Genomic DNA, 14,860 nt, shown 5'->3' on the forward strand with positions numbered 1-14,860 from the left:
GGCTTGCATATCATCCTGAAAGATATATCAATATGAGCCAACTACAGGACTCTGACCGCCAATCGTGGAGTTGAATGTCTCCGGCCAGCACATCGCTCCGGAGCATTCCCAAAACGCTGATGACCAGCCTGTCAGTTCCTGTCACAGCAGTTAAACTGACAGCCCGCGCAGCCAGGGCATCATAAGAACAAGTGGATACCAACATGCACACCGTCCTGGTTTTGAACGGACCCAATCTCAACCTGCTTGGCACCCGTCAACCGGAGGTCTATGGCCGCGAGACGCTCGCCATGGTCGAACAGCGTTGTGTCGAACACGGGCAGTCCATCGGCCTCTCCGTGAGCTGCGAGCAGTCGAACCATGAGGGGGCTTTGCTTGATGCGTTGCACGGTGCGCGGGGCGTTTACGGCGGCGTGATCCTCAATGCAGGCGCCTATACACATACCTCCATCGCGTTGATGGATGCGATCTTCTCGATTGAGCTGCCCGTGGTTGAGGTTCACCTCTCAAACATCCATGCACGTGAGGATTTTCGCCACCGCTCTTATCTCGCGCGGGCAGCGCTGGGGCAGATCTGCGGTTTTGGCACTCAGGGGTATATCATGGCACTGGACGCGCTACGCGCCCATCTGGACAAAGACGCCGCGGGATGAAACTTCGGGCCTATCTCAACTTTCTGTGCGGCGCACGGACGCTTGAGGAGCTGTGGCTGGAACACGTCAAACAGATGCAAGCCTTTGGGTTTGATCGGCTGATCTACGGCTATACGCGCCACAAGACCAAGACATCACTTGGCGATCCGGAGGATTTCGTCATCCTCTCCAACCATTGCGCGGAGTATGTGCAGGGGTTTGTCAATTCCGGCCTCTATTTCGACGCCCCCATGCTGCAATGGGCGTTGAATAACGAGGGGGCTTAGCAGCTGGCGGATGGTGCAGCAACAGCTGGAGCAGCAAACACTGACACCGCAAGCCCAGAAAGTGATCGATTTCAACACGGCCATGGGCGTGCGGGCCGGTTACACGGTCAGTTTCTATTCAACCTCCCAACGCTTCAAAGGGGCGATTTCACTGGCGGCTGAGGAAAGCCTGAGCCAGGATGACATCGACGAGATCTGGGCAAAGGACGGGCACGACATCATATTGATGAACAATGTCGCGCATTTGAAAATCCTGACCATGCCCTACGATCCCCCAAACCGCAGCCTGACAAAACGTCAGCGCGAGGCATTACAGTGGGTTGGCGACGGCAAAACCACCCAAGACATTGCGTTGCTGATGGGGTTGACGCCTGCAACCGTCGAAAAACACCTACGTCTTGCACGTGAGGCCCTCGCTGTTGAAACAACAGCCCATGCGGTTCTAAAGGCCGCCCTGCACAACCAGATGTACGTTATGGAAAATTGATAAAATCATAAAATATACATTCCAAAGGTTGTTTAACCTATATTCCGAAAATCTATTAACCCATTCTTCAGAATTGGGTATGGAATTCATTACTTCCAGAAGGCGAGAATTACAGGCACAGTTACAATGTTCCGTGAGTGGGGCTTTGGCCTGGGACGGCGCAGGGCATGACCCTTGGGATTTCAAGGCTCTCTAACCTGTCCGGTCGCTGCGTGTATTGTTCCGCGCCAGCGCCGGGATATTCAGAGGGGCTCTGCAACACCTGCAGCGCCCCTCAACTATTTTTCATCCAAGATATCTATAAGAACGGTACAGGTTGATTTATTGGCCTGCGCAGTCTTTTCAGGTTGCCCCAAACCAACGAAGCAGCTGCGTTTCGCAAAAGAAAAGGCCAATGAAGCAACAGCTTCATTGGCCTTTTCTTTATTCACAAGAGCAAAGCTCGGACAGGATTAGCCCTGTGCGGCCTTGGCAACCTCAGCGGCGAAGTCTTCTTTTTCGACTTCGATGCCTTCGCCCACTTCCAGACGAACAAAACCAGTGATGGTCGCGCCTGCTTCCTTGGCCGCTTCTTCAACGGTCAGGTCAGGGTTCACAACAAACTGCTGGTTCAGCAGGGTTGCTTCGGCGACGAATTTCTTCATCCGGCCGACGATCATCTTCTCGATCACCTGCTCCGGCTTGCCGGATTCGCGGGCGATGTCCATCTGGACCTGCTTTTCTTTCTCGACAACCGAGGCGTCCAGCTCAGCTTCGCTCAGCGCGGCGGGGTTCACAGCGGCGATGTGCATCGCAACCTGTTTGCCAATCGCCTCGTCACCACCGTTCATAGCAACCAGAACACCGATCTTGCCCATGCCAGCGGTCGCAGCGTTGTGCACGTAGGACACAACGGTGTCACCTTCGAGCGACGCCATACGGCGGACGTTCATGTTCTCGCCAATGGTGGCGATTTTGTCGGTCAGCGTGTCAGCAACGGTCTTGCCGCCCATGTCAGCCGCCAGCAGCGCGTCAACATCAGCAACGTTCAGAGCTGTCTTGGCGATGCCGGAGACCATTTCCTGGAATTCAGCGTTTTTGCCAACAAAGTCGGTTTCCGAGTTCACTTCGACAGCAACACCTTTGTTGCCTTCGACGACCACGGCGACCAGGCCTTCGGCAGCGGTACGGCCGGATTTCTTGGCCGCTTTGGCCAGACCCTTGGTGCGCAGCCAGTCAACGGCGGCTTCCATGTCGCCATTGGTTTCGGTCAACGCCTTCTTGGCGTCCATCATGCCTGCGCCGGTGCTGTCGCGCAGTTCCTTAACCATGGATGCGGTAATTGCCATCTTAGGCTCTCCTCAATTCAAAAACGGATTTGGGGCAGGTGATACCCTGCCCCTCATGTCAGTTCCGTGACGGGACGGATCAGGCTTCGGCAGCAGCTTCTTCAGCAACGGCTTCTTCAACCGGTGCGTCTTCCAGTGCGCCAAGATCAACGCCTGCCGCACCCAGCTGAGCGGACATGCCGTCCAGAGCTGCGCGCGCAACCAGATCGCAGTAGAGCGCAATTGCGCGGGCTGCGTCGTCGTTGCCGGGGATGATGTAATCGACACCATCGGGCGAGCAGTTGGTGTCGACGATGGCCACAACCGGGATGCCCAGTTTGTTGGCTTCGGCGATGGCCAGAGCTTCTTTTTTCACGTCGATGACGAACAGCAGATCAGGAACGCCGCCCATCTCGCGGATACCGCCGAGGGACGCTTCCAGTTTCAGCTGGTCACGCTCCATGCCCAGACGCTCTTTCTTGGTCAGGCCTTCGGCGCCGGACGCCATTTTCTCGTCGATTTCCTTCAGACGGTTGATCGACTGGGAAACGGTTTTCCAGTTGGTCAGTGTGCCGCCGAGCCAGCGGTGGTTCATGAAGTACTGAGCGGATTTCTCTGCAGCATCTGCGATCGGCTGAGCCGCCTGACGCTTGGTGCCGACGAACAGAACGCGGCCGCCTTTTGCGACGGTGTCACGCACAGCATTCAGAGCTGCGTCGAGCATGGGAACGGTCTGGGTCAAGTCCAGAATGTGGATGCCATTGCGCGAGCCGTAGATGAACGGCGACATACGCGGGTTCCAGCGCTGGGTTTGGTGACCAAAGTGTACGCCTGCCTCAAGCAGCTGACGCATGGAGAACTCGGGAAGAGCCATGTATATTTTCCTTTTCCGGTTTCGTGCCTCGGCGGGGGTCTCAGAGCGAATGCTCCAACCGGCGGTCTGCCGGGGATGTCTCCCCCGATCAGGCCAATCCCCACCTGCGGATTGAATGGCGCGCGTATATGCCAGCCCTGTGGAATGCGCAAGAGCAAAAGTCTGACCGCTCTCCCCTGCGCCGCTTAGGTCATAGGGGTAACCTGTCCGTTTGCGAGCACGTCACCCGACCGCAGCATAGTATGTCCCGCCCTGACCCGCGCCTCGCAAGCGGCGGCCAATGCCTTGCGATCGGGATAGTCGGACACCCGAAGCGGCTCATGATAGTGCAGTACGACCTCGCCCTGACGCCGCGCCGCAAGGGTTTTCAACAGATGCGGGCCAAAGTCCATATCTCCCCACCAACCATAGAAACGTGGCTCTTCACCTTCGGGCGGAAGAAACACAACGGACACCGGTTGGATCGAAATAAGATCGCGCAGTTCTGGGTGGAAAAACGCCGCAAAAAGCGTGGTTTTGAACGGCAAGACCCGCAAACCATCCGTCGATGTCCCCTCCGGGAAGAACAACAGCTTATGCCCCAGAAGCAGACGTTTTTGAAACAAGGCCGTCTGTTTTTGCGCCTCCCTTGCGTCCCGCTTAATAAAAACGGTGCCGGTTGCGCGCGCCAGCCAGCCGATACCAGGCCAGCTGAGCGACCTCTGCCTTGGAGACAAAATAGATCCGTTTACGCGCATTCAGGGCAAAAATATCCAGCCACGAGGTGTGGTTCGCCACCACCGCACCGCGGTTTGTCATCAAGGCGCCCTTGGTGCGAAACCTCATACCAAGGACGCGGAATGCATTGCGGCAAACCCATTGCGTGATGAAGGGCGTGACCGGCCGGTTCAAGCCGCACAGCGGACGTTCAACCAGGCGAACCAGCAACAGGATCAGCAACCCGCCAAAAACCAGCACTCCCAGCAGTAATCCGCGAAGGGCAACCCGCATCCAGCCCGTCGCGCTGATCTCTATCGGAGCTGCGGCGTCACCGCCCTCCCAGGTGCTCATGTGGTGCTCCGCCCTGCGCCGTAGATCCGTTTTTGCCGCGCATTCATTCGCGCGGTGTCAAGCAAGAGGCAGACATCCGTTGTGTTGAACGCATGATCAACAAACGCACCATCTCCGACACAGCCCCCCAGGCGCAGATAGGCTTTGATCAGGGCTGGGGTGTCCAGCATCGCCTGTCGGCGGTTCAAATCATCTACCGCGATCAGGTCCATCGACTGATACTCCCGCGCGACGGGGCGCAGCGCCTCAGGTACCAGATGATTGTGGTAGAGCATCGACAGCGCATTGGCCAGCGGCGCGGTATCGGTCCCGTGAAAGCTGGCAACACCAAACAGGATTTCAACCTCATGTTCCGCCACATAGTCTGCCAAAGCGGACCACAGATGGAACATGGCGGTGCCACCGCGATAATCCGGATGCAGGCAGGAACGCCCCAGTTCCAACAGCTTACGACCCGATGCTGTCAGTTTGGAGAGATCATATTCGCCCTCGGAATAGAATTGCCCTGCGCGCAGGGCCTGATCGCTCCGCAGCAGACGATAGACACCCACCACCGCGTCGCGCTCCAGATCCCAGAGCAGCAGGTGATCACAAAACGCATCGAAATGATCCCGCTCCAAACCGGCATCATGGTCCACCAAAGCACCACCACCGCCCAGTTCGCTGACAAAAACGTCGTACCGAAGCGCCTGCGCCGCGCGTAAATCCGCCGATGTCTGTGCCAGTTTGACCTGAAACGCAGGAGAACTGCCGCCCATGACCTTGCTCAACAATGGTTTGCCTTGCGTGCAGCTAGCCTATAAGGCACGGCATGTGCAAGTTTCGTTCAAATTGGTGAACAGGCGTTAACCGTTCATCAACGCTTATGACGGATCAAAGACTGGAATAAGGGCCACCTGAGCGCCGTTGAACACCACCTTACCCTGATCGGGGAAATTCACGGTGATCTTGCCGACGGCATTGGACTGGACCTGCCCGGTGCCCCACTCGGGGTGGTCGGGATGGGTCACGAACATGCCAGGGGCAAGTATAGCGTTAAGGTCGTTCATGCGTGAGAGGCCCACTTCGGAGGAAAGATATGTCAGTAGATAACGCTAATCTCGCGGCTTTGATAGGGTCGCGCATTTGCCACGACCTGATCAGCCCGATCGGCGCGATCAACAACGGGCTGGAACTGCTTGGAATGTCTGGGGATATGTCCGGCCCCGAGCTGGAGCTGATCTCCGACAGTGTGGCCAATGCCAATGCCCGTGTCCGGTTCTTCCGGATTGCCTTTGGCGCAGCCAGCGACCAGCAGATTAGCCGTGCCGAAGTGGTGTCCGTCCTCGAAGATATCGGCAAAGGGGGCCGGTTGAAATATCAATGGGCTCCGCAGGAGGCCTCCAGCCGGACAGAGGTGCGGCTCGCCTTCCTCGCGGCGCTGTGCCTGGAAACCGGCCTGCCCTATGGCGGCACGGTCAAGATCCTCTGTGCCGACGGGAAATGGACCGTCATCGGTGAGGGCAGCAAGCTGAATATTGATGATGATCTCTGGGCACGCGTCAGCGGCGGCACCTCCTCGGCAACCGTCACACCCGCGCTGGTTCAGTTCGCGATGCTGCCCGAGGCGGCAAAAGATCTGGGCCGCACCGTCCGTGTGGAACAGACGCTGGAACGCGTCACGGTCCATTTCTAAGCTGGCCATTTCTAGTCTGGCCATATCTAGGCTGGATTGAATCTTGGATATAATGAAAGCGCTGCAATCACTTGCAGCGCTTTTTTAATGTCAGTCTGGTCCGGAATTAGCTGCGTACGGCTCCATGGCCACGCACCAGATATTTAAAGCTGGTCAACTGCGCCGCCCCGACAGGCCCACGTGCGTGCATCTTGCCCGTCGCAATGCCGATCTCCGCTCCCATGCCAAATTCACCACCATCGGCAAACTGGGTTGAAGCATTGTGCATCAGGATCGCGCTATCCAGCTCAGCGAAGAACTGCGCCACAGCACCATCGTTTTCGCTGATGATGCAATCGGTGTGCTGCGAATGATGGGCACGGATATGGGCAATCGCGGCGTCGATATCATCGACCTGCTTGGCCGCGATAATCGCATCCAGATATTCGCAGCCCCAATCCGCGCTTGTGGCGGCTGTCATGCCATCCGGCCCCGGCAGACCAGCCTCAGCCCGGATTTCCACCCCTGCTGTCGCCAGCGCCGTCAGCACATCCCGGCCGATTGTCTCGGCAATATCACGGTGGATTAGCAGACATTCTGCCGCGCCACAGATGCCCGTCCTGCGGGTTTTGGCGTTCAGAACGATCTCCACCGCCTTTTGCGGATCTGCATCCTTGTCGAGGTAGATGTGCACGATCCCCTCCAAATGTGCAAAGACCGGCACCCGCGCCTCGCGCTGGACCAGCCCCACCAACCCCTTACCGCCACGCGGAACAATCACATCGACCGTATCGGTCATGGTGAGCAGTTCCTGCACAGCCGCGCGATCGCGCGTCGGTACCAGTTGAACAGCGTCCTCAGGCAGGTTGGCGGCACGCAGACCCGCGGCCAAACAGCCATGAATGGCCTGACTGGAATGAAAACTCTCCGACCCGCCCCGCAGGATCACCGCATTGCCGGATTTGAGGCACAGCGCGCCTAAGCATCCGCTGTCACATTCGGGCGGCTTTCGTAGATCACGCCGATCACCCCAAGTGGGGTACGCACCCGCTGAATGTCCAACCCAGAGGGCTGAGACCATTCCGCCAACACCTCTCCCACGGGGTCGGGTTGTGCGGCAACCGCGCGCAGCCCAGCGACGATCCCCGAAATCCGGTCCTCATCCAGCGACAGCCGGTCCATCATGGCGGGCGATAACCCTTTACTGCGACCGAAATCAAGATCCTTGCCATTGGCGGACAAGATCTCCGCACGAGTGTCCCAAACTGCATCCGCAGCCGCATTCAGCGCCGCCGTTTTGCGTTCAGCAGTGGCTGCCGCCAGTTTTGCGGCAGCCTGCTTTGCGCGTTTGCCAATATCGGCCATCAGCGCAGCTATATCTTGCGTCTCATTCATTGGTTGAAACCCTTTGTAGACCCTCTTTGACACATGTCGCGGTCAGGCGGGGTCAGCCCTAACATGGATCACGGTTACAGCGCCATATCATCACGGTGAATGACAGCAGCGCGGCCCGCATAACCAAGGATGGCCTCGATCTCGATCGACTGGCACCCTTTGATGGCAGACGCCTCCTCGGCTGTATACCGGCTAAGCCCCTGCCCCAGTTTTCGCCCGTCTGGGCCCAGGATGGCCAACGGGTCACCGCGGCCAAAGTCTCCTTCGATATGTCGGATGCCAGCGGGCAATAGGCTCTTGCCGGAACCGAGTGCCCGTGCCGCGCCTTCATCCACAGAGACCACACCGCGTGTCTTCATCGCCGCGATCCAGCGCTTGCGTGCAACCTGCGGATCATCCTGCGCGGCGAACCACGTCGAGGCCGCACCATTTTCAAGCAACTTCAGTGGATTATCAGGCGAACCTTCGGTAATCGCCATAGCGCAACCCGCCGCCGTTGCCATTTTGGCCGCCAGGAGTTTGGTGATCATCCCGCCCTTGGAGAGACCCGAAACACCATCGCTTAGCCATCGCCTCAATCTCAGGTGTGATCTGGTCGATGATGTCATAGCGCCGGGCCGTCGGATCCAACGCCGGGTTGGCTGTGTAGAACCCATCGACATCCGACAGCAGGATGAGCGCATCGGCGCCAACCGTGACCGCTACCTGCGCCGCCAGCCGATCGTTATCGCCATAGCGGATCTCATCGGTGGCGATGGTGTCATTTTCATTAACGATGGGCACAACGCCCAAGCCAATAAGCGTCTCCAACGTGGCGCGGGAATTCAGATAGCGGCGGCGGTCGGCGCTGTCTTCCAATGTGACCAGCACTTGGGCGGTGGTGATCTCATGCGGGGCCAGCGCCTCCTCATAGGCGCCTGCGAGCCGGATTTGACCAACGGCAGCCGCGGCCTGCGACTGCTCCAGCGGCAACTCCTGTGCCGCCAGCCCCAGCACCCGACGCCCCAACGCGATAGAGCCGGATGAGACAAGGATCACATCCTTGCCCATCGATTTCAGCCAGGCAACATCCGCCGCCAAGGCCCGCAACCAATCCGCCCGCAATGCACCGCTTGTCCGGTCCACCAACAGGGCGGACCCGATTTTGACAACGATACGCTGGGCGTCGGTCAGGGTTGCCACGTGTCCTGCTCCTCTTGGGGTTTCTGGCGCAGGCGATCTTCGTCGATCTGGGTCCGCATGGACCGCAGCACCTCGTTCAGACCTTCGCGGCTGACACCTGACATCATGAACACAGGTCCACCCACCGCAGCCTCCAGCGCGGCCTTGGCCTCGGCGCGCTCTTCATCATCAAGGGAGTCGATCTTGTTCAGCGCTGTGATACGGGGCTTCTCCGCCAGCTCACCACCATAAGCTTCCAGCTCACTGATGATGGTCTGGTAATCCTCAGCAATGGTTTCTGAGGTGCCATCTACCAGATGCAAGAGCACCGCACAGCGCTCCACATGCCCCAGGAACCGGTCGCCAATGCCACGCCCTTCATGAGCGCCAGCAATCAGACCGGGAATATCAGCCACCACAAATTCAACCCCATCAATGCCCACAACGCCGAGGTTGGGATGCAACGTGGTAAACGGGTAATCAGCGATCTTGGGCCGCGCGTTGGAGGTCGCGGACAGGAAGGTGGATTTGCCCGCATTGGGCAGGCCCAGCAGACCGACGTCGGCGATCAGCTTCAGGCGCAGCCAGATGGTGCGCTCAATCCCGTCCTGACCGGAATTGGCCCGACGCGGAGCCTGGTTGGTCGCGCTTTTGAAATGCAGGTTGCCAAAGCCGCCATTGCCGCCTTTTGCCAGCAGGAAACGCTCCCCCACCTCCGTGAGGTCGGCCAGAACGGTCTCCTGATCCTCATCCATGATCTCGGTACCGACAGGGACCCGCAGGACGATATCATCGCCATCTTTGCCGGTGCGCTGACGGCCCATGCCAGACTGGCCATTCTTGGCGAAGAAGTGCTGCTGATAGCGGAAGTCAATCAGCGTGTTCAGCCCTTCGGTCACCTCAACCCAGACGGAACCACCGCGACCACCGTCACCGCCGTCGGGACCGCCATATTCCATAAATTTTTCACGGCGAAAGCTGACGCAGCCGTTCCCGCCCGCGCCGGAGCGAATGTAGACTTTGGCCAGATCGAGGAATTTCATGTCAGCTCCTTGCTGATGACCTGCCGCCAGGGGCGCAGGGATAAGATGGGGCGTACCGACGGTGCCGGGGCTTGCTGCCCCGACTTAACGCAAACCGCGCGGCGCGCCAATCACAGTTTTCGGCTGTAGGTCCAGGTTGGCACAGTTGCATCGCGCGCCACGGAGAAGGTCTCGGCATCGCCAAGATATTCAAACCCGCAATGGGTCAGCACACGTGCGGAGGCCGGATTGTCCTGAAACGCACTGGCAAAGAGCGCGTTACACCCTTGCGGATTGGTCTCAACCAAAGCGCGCAACGCGTCTGAGGCAAGGCCATTGTTCCAAAACACCGGGGCAATCCAATAGCCGACTTCGCTCTGGTCGCGGTCAAGCCGCTTGAGGCTGATAATGCCCTTCAGCTCCTCGCCACCGTCTGCGGTACCGTCGATGGCCCAGACATCTTCATCGCGGTCCTCATCCAGGGCGCGGGCAACAAAAGCCTCAATCGCGCCCGGCGGCAGCGGGTGTGGAATAGCGGTCGTCATGCGGGCAACGCGTTCATCGCTGACATAATGGGCAATCAGCCCCTCATCAGATTTGCGCAACGGGCGCAGAACAAAACGTCCTGCATCGATCACGGGCTGTTCTGCTCTTTTATGATCCAAACTCATGCCCTTGCTCCTCTCGAAGAATACCAACACTCATCTTGCTGCCGGATGAAACCGCGGGGCCTTAACAAACTGTTGCGCCCTGCCCTAACGCAAAGCCGTTGAGAACTGGTTAGGTTTTGCCACCGGGGCAAAAATAAAAAAGGGACCGGCGATGTCGCCGATCCCCTGATTGTGTCTCACCTTTCAGGTTCGGCTTATTCAGCGGCCTCCGCCACTGGCAGAACCGAAATAAAGGTGCGGCCTTTGAGGCCTTTGTGGAAGGTCACAGCACCGTCCGTGGTTGCAAAGATCGTGTGATCTTTGCCCAGGCCAACGCCTTCGCCCGGCCAAAACTTGGTGCCGCGCTGGCGTACGATGATGTTGCCAGAGATGGCCGCTTGGCCACCATAGAGTTTCACGCCAAGGCGGCGACCGGCTGAGTCGCGGCCGTTACGTGAGGAACCACCAGCTTTCTTATGTGCCATTGTCTATCTCCTTAGCCTTTAGCCAATTCTTTGGCCTGCTCAACCCATTCGGGCTTCACTTTGACCGCGTCGATAGCAGCAATGTCAGCATCCGACAAGGCCGCGATCTGGGCAAAGCTGGTCAGACCGGCTTCTTCCAGCTTCTTGGCAGCGGCGGGACCAACACCTGTCAGCTCGGTGAGGTTGTCACCGGAGGCAGCAGGCGCAGCCTTTTTTGCAGCCGGAGCGGCTTTGGCAGCAGGCGCATCGCCCTGACCGCTGGCAGCTTTCACGCCGGACTTGTCAGCGCCGGAGGCCAGGATCTCGGTGATCTTGACCAGAGTCAGCTTCTGACGGTGACCCTTGGTGCGCTTGGAGGAGTGCTTACGACGGCGCTTCACAAAGTGAATGACCTTCTCGCCTTTGATCTGATCGACGACTTCGGCCTGAACCGCAGCACCGTCAACAAAGGGCGCACCCACAACCGGTGCATCACCACCGAGCATCAGGACGTCGTTGAACTGGATTGTTTCGCCAGCATCAGCAGCCAATTTTTCCACGCGCAGCATATCGCCAAGCCTGAACTTTGTACTGCTTGCCGCCGGTTTTGAGGACCGCAAACATATGCGTCTTTCCTTTTCTACCCGCGTCCTACGGTCCCTTTCGCATCAGATGCGTCCAGCGTTTCGACCCGAAGGCCACCTCGAACAGCGCGCCCCGTGGGGGCGTATGACAAATAAACCCCGGCACAGAGAATCCGGGCCGGGATGCGGGCTTATGCGGCGAAACGGAGGAGCTGTCAACCCTAGGCGGGTGTCGCCTAGCGCAGCTGAAACGCGACCGGTCGTAGTGCAGTTTTCGTTTCAGAGATCCTGCGCAGCTTCCAGGTCTTTCAGCCGGTAGGCCAGCACTTCGAAACGGTTGGCCGTAATTTCGAATGTCACCGCGTTGAGCAGCTCATAAACCCGCTGCATCAGCGGATGCTCCAACGCCACAATATACGCTTCCAGTTCCTCATTGTTAAAGGCCTGATAGGTATAGGCGTTTGCGGCCATATTCGCGGCCTGCAGCGCCATCTGGGTTGAGGCCTGCTGCTCCTTCATAAAGGCGCGCAACCCGTCCGCGTCCAGCTGCAGATCGATCACACCGGCGGCGCTGGCCGCCATCAGGAACCGAAACTGGATTTCCTGCACCGCCTTCACACCTGTGCCATCGGCATCGATTGCCTGCCCCATGCGCTGAAACAGTTGCGGGCGCTCACTGCCCTCGGCCACCAAGTCGGAGATGATGCGCAGCCCTGCCTGCTGCTTGGTCTCATCATCCTCAATCATATGAGAGGCATTCTCCGCCTGTACCAGACGCGCCCCCAGCGGGCTGGCGTAGAACTCAGCAGCATGGGCCAGCGCGTCCTCCTCCAGCGTTTCTTCCAGTATACCTAGCGCAATCTCGCGCATTTCCTGGAGGTCAAACACATCCTGCGACAACCGCACCCAGGCAGCTCCAAAATCTCCGGCATCCACCCCCAACATATCCGGCGCCATCTCGGCCGACAGGGCTATACTGTCGAGAGCCACATCAAACCCGGTGGTTTCAAGAAAGGCGATCAGCCTGTCCCGCTCCGCGCCCTGTGCAGCAGTGATTGCGAATAATGATGCAAGAACAAGGCTTAAGAGCGTTTGCATCACGCGGGTTCGGAACGACATAAGCTGTATCATAGTCCAAAACCTAAGCGTTTTCCTGCGGGAGACAATGAAAAATCCATTTTCCTGCTCAATGCGCCAAATCCCCCCTTGCGCGCCTGCGAATTCCACTTTAAACGCCCTCTCACCCCCCGCGGAGAGGTGCCGGAGTGGTCGAACGGGGCGGTCTCGAAAACCGTTGAGCCTTCACGGGTTCCCAGGGTTCGAATCCCTGTCTCTCCGCCATTACTACATTAAAATCTGACCACTCCTGTGTTCCCCCGCGATAGATTGCGGTTGGGGTCTCTAAGAGTGCTGTCGTAAACATGCCGAAATACCCGCCATTTCATCTGCGGATCCTCACCGGCCATTAAGCATTTCGAGTCTTAATAGGCTGGCGCTGATCCGGAGTTTCATTTTGACCATTGCGTTTCCAAACGGATTTAACTGCCCGCTCTATACACGCGCAGTTCTCCTTATGCGCAGCCGTGACTTCGCAGATGCCGAACCCTTGATGCGCAGCTCCCTCATACATGAGGGTGAGACTGCGCTCAGCTATCACTATCTGGCCGAAATCATTGCCTCCCAACCCGGGCGCATTGCCGAAGCCATTGCCTTGCAGAAAAAAGCTCTGTCGCTGGCGTCGTCAAACCCTGTTTTCATCGCCGCCCTCGGATCACGATTGAAAGATGGTGGCGACGAGAGAGAGGCGCTCACGACACTTGAGGCCGCCCTGCAGATCGATGAGAACAACCCTATCGCGCTGCCACTTATAGTGAGGCTTCGGCGAAAATTCCTTGCTTGGGAAAGCGGGGCACAAGAGGTGGCCACTATCCAGCGAATGCGCCAGACAGGCCTTACTTTTGAACCCCTGGCGCTGCTAGCCTATCTGGATGACCCGCAAGCGCAGCTTGAAAATGCACAGCTGCGAGCCCCCAAACCCAAACGAAGCAAACCTGCTCCCCATGATCCCGGCGAAAAAATCAGAATTGGTTATTTCTCGAGCGACTTCTGTGAACATGCGACAATGCATCTGTTTAGAGGCGCCCTGAAGGCCCATGATAGAGAACAGTTTGAATTCTTCGTCTACGATCTCTTTCCCAAAGAGCAGTCGGAGGAAAGCACCTTCGTCCGTGCATTTGCAGATCACTACAGGGATGTCTCAGACCTGACTGCTGAGGAAATTGCCGATCTGTCCATCCGCGACAAGGTCGATATCGCCGTCGATCTCAAAGGCGATACGTTCAAGTCAAAGCAGGAAATCTTCGCCTACGGAGCTGCACCTGTCCAAGTGTCTTTCCTCGGGTTTCCCGGAACTACTGGCATGGACATGATGGACTATATGATCGCCGATCATGTCACCATCCCGGAAGGCGCTGAGCAGTATTATAGCGAAACGATCCTCAGACTGCCCAATTGCTATCAGCCGAACAGCAATTGCCGCCATATCCCGGAAGTCCGCAACACAAGATCTGACTACAACCTGCCGCAGGACACATTCGTTTTCGCCAATCTAAACAATACATACAAGGTCGGCCCGCGAGAATTCGCCACTTGGATGAAAATCCTCAAAAGAGCTCCGGGCTCGGTGCTGCTGTTTTATATGGGTAGTGATGATATCTCCGATGACATCGCCCAAAAGGCCGAGGCGCATGGCGTGGATCCAGATCGGATCATCCCCTGCGGGGCGTTACCGCAGGCTGCCCACCTTGATCGCATAGCGCAGGTCGACCTGTGCCTCGATTGCTTTAGCTACAATGCCCACACCACGGCGTCCGACGCCCTGTGGGCTAGCTGTTCCGATACTGACACGAGCCGGAAAACAGTTTGCGTCCCGCGTGGCCAGCAGCATCCTGAGCGCGGCTAACCTGTCTGACCTGTCTGTGAAATCAGAAAAACTCTTCATCGACAAAGCCGTCAGCCTAGCGAAAAACCCCGATGAAATGATGCGTATCAAACATCACCTGAGAGAGCAGCGATTGGCGCTGCCGTTATTTGACACCGCAGCCTGGACGAGAGACTACGAGGGTACGCTGCGCCAGATCTATCAAGAGAGTCAGTCCGCAACTCGGCATTAAGACCGCCGCGCCAACTGAATCGTCTTCGCCAAGCATCCCGGCGCGCATGCCACCCTCGCGAAATCCGTCAGAGCACCGCAGCGCTGGCGCTGCACTGACGGGTGAGCATCTAGGATGAGC

General features: G+C 57.9%; 12 protein-coding genes, 1 tRNA gene and 5 pseudogenes. 6 read left to right on the forward strand and 12 right to left on the reverse strand.

The window, feature by feature from the left end:
- Positions 1 to 203: 203 nt before the first annotated feature.
- Positions 204 to 653: a type II 3-dehydroquinate dehydratase gene (gene aroQ / locus L0Z65_RS05905; protein WP_102896987.1), complete on the forward strand. Its 450-nt coding sequence runs from the start codon at positions 204 to 206 to the stop codon at positions 651 to 653.
- Positions 650 to 1,406 (forward strand): annotated as a pseudogene (locus L0Z65_RS05910) (LuxR family transcriptional regulator). Before aroQ ends, L0Z65_RS05910 begins: the two are co-directional and overlap by 4 nt.
- A gap of 452 nt (positions 1,407 to 1,858) precedes the next feature.
- On the opposite strand, the gene tsf reads toward L0Z65_RS05910, so the two are convergent.
- The 5 genes and pseudogenes from tsf to L0Z65_RS05935 all read right to left on the reverse strand — a co-directional run bounded on the left by tsf (position 1,859) and on the right by L0Z65_RS05935 (position 5,686).
- Positions 1,859 to 2,734, reverse strand: a complete 876-nt coding sequence (tsf, locus tag L0Z65_RS05915; protein ID WP_040169102.1) for a translation elongation factor Ts — start codon at positions 2,732 to 2,734, stop codon at positions 1,859 to 1,861.
- A 79-nt stretch (positions 2,735 to 2,813) separates the two neighbouring features.
- Complete coding sequence (gene rpsB / locus L0Z65_RS05920; protein ID WP_024097272.1) at positions 2,814 to 3,587, reverse strand: 30S ribosomal protein S2; 774 nt, start codon at positions 3,585 to 3,587, stop codon at positions 2,814 to 2,816.
- 185 nt (positions 3,588 to 3,772) lie between these two features.
- A pseudogene (locus L0Z65_RS05925) lies at positions 3,773 to 4,637 on the reverse strand (lysophospholipid acyltransferase family protein).
- A complete protein-coding gene (locus L0Z65_RS05930) occupies positions 4,634 to 5,395 on the reverse strand; it encodes a GNAT family N-acetyltransferase (RefSeq protein WP_405112472.1) in 762 nt (253 codons plus the stop codon). The pseudogene L0Z65_RS05925 and the gene L0Z65_RS05930 overlap by 4 nt, the downstream one beginning before the upstream one ends.
- A 105-nt stretch (positions 5,396 to 5,500) precedes the next feature.
- Positions 5,501 to 5,686, reverse strand: coding sequence for a DUF3553 domain-containing protein (locus L0Z65_RS05935; protein ID WP_405111597.1), 186 nt, complete (start codon positions 5,684 to 5,686; stop codon positions 5,501 to 5,503).
- A 29-nt stretch (positions 5,687 to 5,715) separates the two neighbouring features.
- On the opposite strand from L0Z65_RS05935, the gene L0Z65_RS05940 reads away from it, so the two are divergent.
- Positions 5,716 to 6,312 carry a histidine phosphotransferase family protein gene (locus L0Z65_RS05940; RefSeq protein ID WP_405111600.1) on the forward strand — a complete coding sequence of 199 codons (597 nt, stop codon included), beginning with the start codon at positions 5,716 to 5,718 and terminating at the stop codon, positions 6,310 to 6,312.
- Between the two features lie 106 nt (positions 6,313 to 6,418).
- On the opposite strand, the pseudogene L0Z65_RS05945 reads toward L0Z65_RS05940, so the two are convergent.
- From L0Z65_RS05945 to L0Z65_RS05975, 7 genes and pseudogenes are all read right to left on the reverse strand, one after another.
- Positions 6,419 to 7,686: pseudogene (locus L0Z65_RS05945) on the reverse strand (glutamate-5-semialdehyde dehydrogenase).
- Between the two features lie 74 nt (positions 7,687 to 7,760).
- Positions 7,761 to 8,868: pseudogene (gene proB, locus L0Z65_RS05950) on the reverse strand (glutamate 5-kinase).
- Positions 8,856 to 9,890 (reverse strand): GTPase ObgE, encoded by a 1,035-nt coding sequence (gene obgE / locus L0Z65_RS05955; RefSeq protein ID WP_405111603.1) that lies wholly within the window; start codon positions 9,888 to 9,890, stop codon positions 8,856 to 8,858. The pseudogene proB and the gene obgE overlap by 13 nt, the downstream one beginning before the upstream one ends.
- Before the next feature lie 110 nt (positions 9,891 to 10,000).
- Positions 10,001 to 10,540 carry a GNAT family N-acetyltransferase gene (locus L0Z65_RS05960; protein ID WP_014879990.1) on the reverse strand — a complete coding sequence of 180 codons (540 nt, stop codon included), beginning with the start codon at positions 10,538 to 10,540 and terminating at the stop codon, positions 10,001 to 10,003.
- Between the two features lie 194 nt (positions 10,541 to 10,734).
- Positions 10,735 to 11,004, reverse strand: a complete 270-nt coding sequence (gene rpmA, locus L0Z65_RS05965) for a 50S ribosomal protein L27 (protein ID WP_014874659.1) — start codon at positions 11,002 to 11,004, stop codon at positions 10,735 to 10,737.
- Positions 11,005 to 11,015: 11 nt separating this feature from the next.
- Positions 11,016 to 11,607: pseudogene (locus tag L0Z65_RS05970) on the reverse strand (50S ribosomal protein L21).
- Positions 11,608 to 11,846: 239 nt separating this feature from the next.
- Positions 11,847 to 12,698: a DUF2059 domain-containing protein gene (locus L0Z65_RS05975; RefSeq protein WP_405111608.1), complete on the reverse strand. Its 852-nt coding sequence runs from the start codon at positions 12,696 to 12,698 to the stop codon at positions 11,847 to 11,849.
- A 120-nt stretch (positions 12,699 to 12,818) separates the two neighbouring features.
- Here L0Z65_RS05975 and L0Z65_RS05980 point away from each other — a divergent pair.
- The 3 genes from L0Z65_RS05980 (at position 12,819) to L0Z65_RS05990 (ending at position 14,740) form a co-directional block, all read left to right on the forward strand.
- A tRNA-Ser gene (locus L0Z65_RS05980) sits at positions 12,819 to 12,908 on the forward strand.
- Positions 12,909 to 13,080: 172 nt separating this feature from the next.
- Positions 13,081 to 14,529 (forward strand): UDP-N-acetylglucosamine-peptide N-acetylglucosaminyltransferase, encoded by a 1,449-nt coding sequence (locus L0Z65_RS05985; protein WP_405111611.1) that lies wholly within the window; start codon positions 13,081 to 13,083, stop codon positions 14,527 to 14,529.
- A complete protein-coding gene (locus tag L0Z65_RS05990; RefSeq protein WP_405111614.1) occupies positions 14,501 to 14,740 on the forward strand; it encodes a hypothetical protein in 240 nt (79 codons plus the stop codon). The genes L0Z65_RS05985 and L0Z65_RS05990 overlap by 29 nt, the downstream gene beginning before the upstream one ends.
- Positions 14,741 to 14,860: the final 120 nt, after the last annotated feature.

The organism is Phaeobacter sp. BS52 (assembly GCF_045040595.1).
Taxonomy (GTDB): Bacteria; Pseudomonadota; Alphaproteobacteria; order Rhodobacterales; family Rhodobacteraceae; genus Phaeobacter; species Phaeobacter piscinae.

Bases quoted from the DNA above. Each gene is read 5' to 3' on its own strand.
- L0Z65_RS05975 (WP_405111608.1), bottom strand. From the start codon at position 12,698: ATGATACAGCTTATGTCGTTCCGAACCCGCGTGATGCAAACGCTCTTA.
- tsf (WP_040169102.1), bottom strand. From the start codon at position 2,734: ATGGCAATTACCGCATCCATGGTTAAGGAACTGCGCGACAGCACCGGC.
- L0Z65_RS05935 (WP_405111597.1), bottom strand. From the start codon at position 5,686: ATGAACGACCTTAACGCTATACTTGCCCCTGGCATGTTCGTGACCCAT.
- L0Z65_RS05960 (WP_014879990.1), bottom strand. From the start codon at position 10,540: ATGAGTTTGGATCATAAAAGAGCAGAACAGCCCGTGATCGATGCAGGA.
- L0Z65_RS05940 (WP_405111600.1), top strand. From the start codon at position 5,716: ATGTCAGTAGATAACGCTAATCTCGCGGCTTTGATAGGGTCGCGCATT.
- aroQ (WP_102896987.1), top strand. From the start codon at position 204: ATGCACACCGTCCTGGTTTTGAACGGACCCAATCTCAACCTGCTTGGC.
- obgE (WP_405111603.1), bottom strand. From the start codon at position 9,890: ATGAAATTCCTCGATCTGGCCAAAGTCTACATTCGCTCCGGCGCGGGC.
- L0Z65_RS05930 (WP_405112472.1), bottom strand. From the start codon at position 5,395: ATGGGCGGCAGTTCTCCTGCGTTTCAGGTCAAACTGGCACAGACATCG.
- rpmA (WP_014874659.1), bottom strand. From the start codon at position 11,004: ATGGCACATAAGAAAGCTGGTGGTTCCTCACGTAACGGCCGCGACTCA.
- rpsB (WP_024097272.1), bottom strand. From the start codon at position 3,587: ATGGCTCTTCCCGAGTTCTCCATGCGTCAGCTGCTTGAGGCAGGCGTA.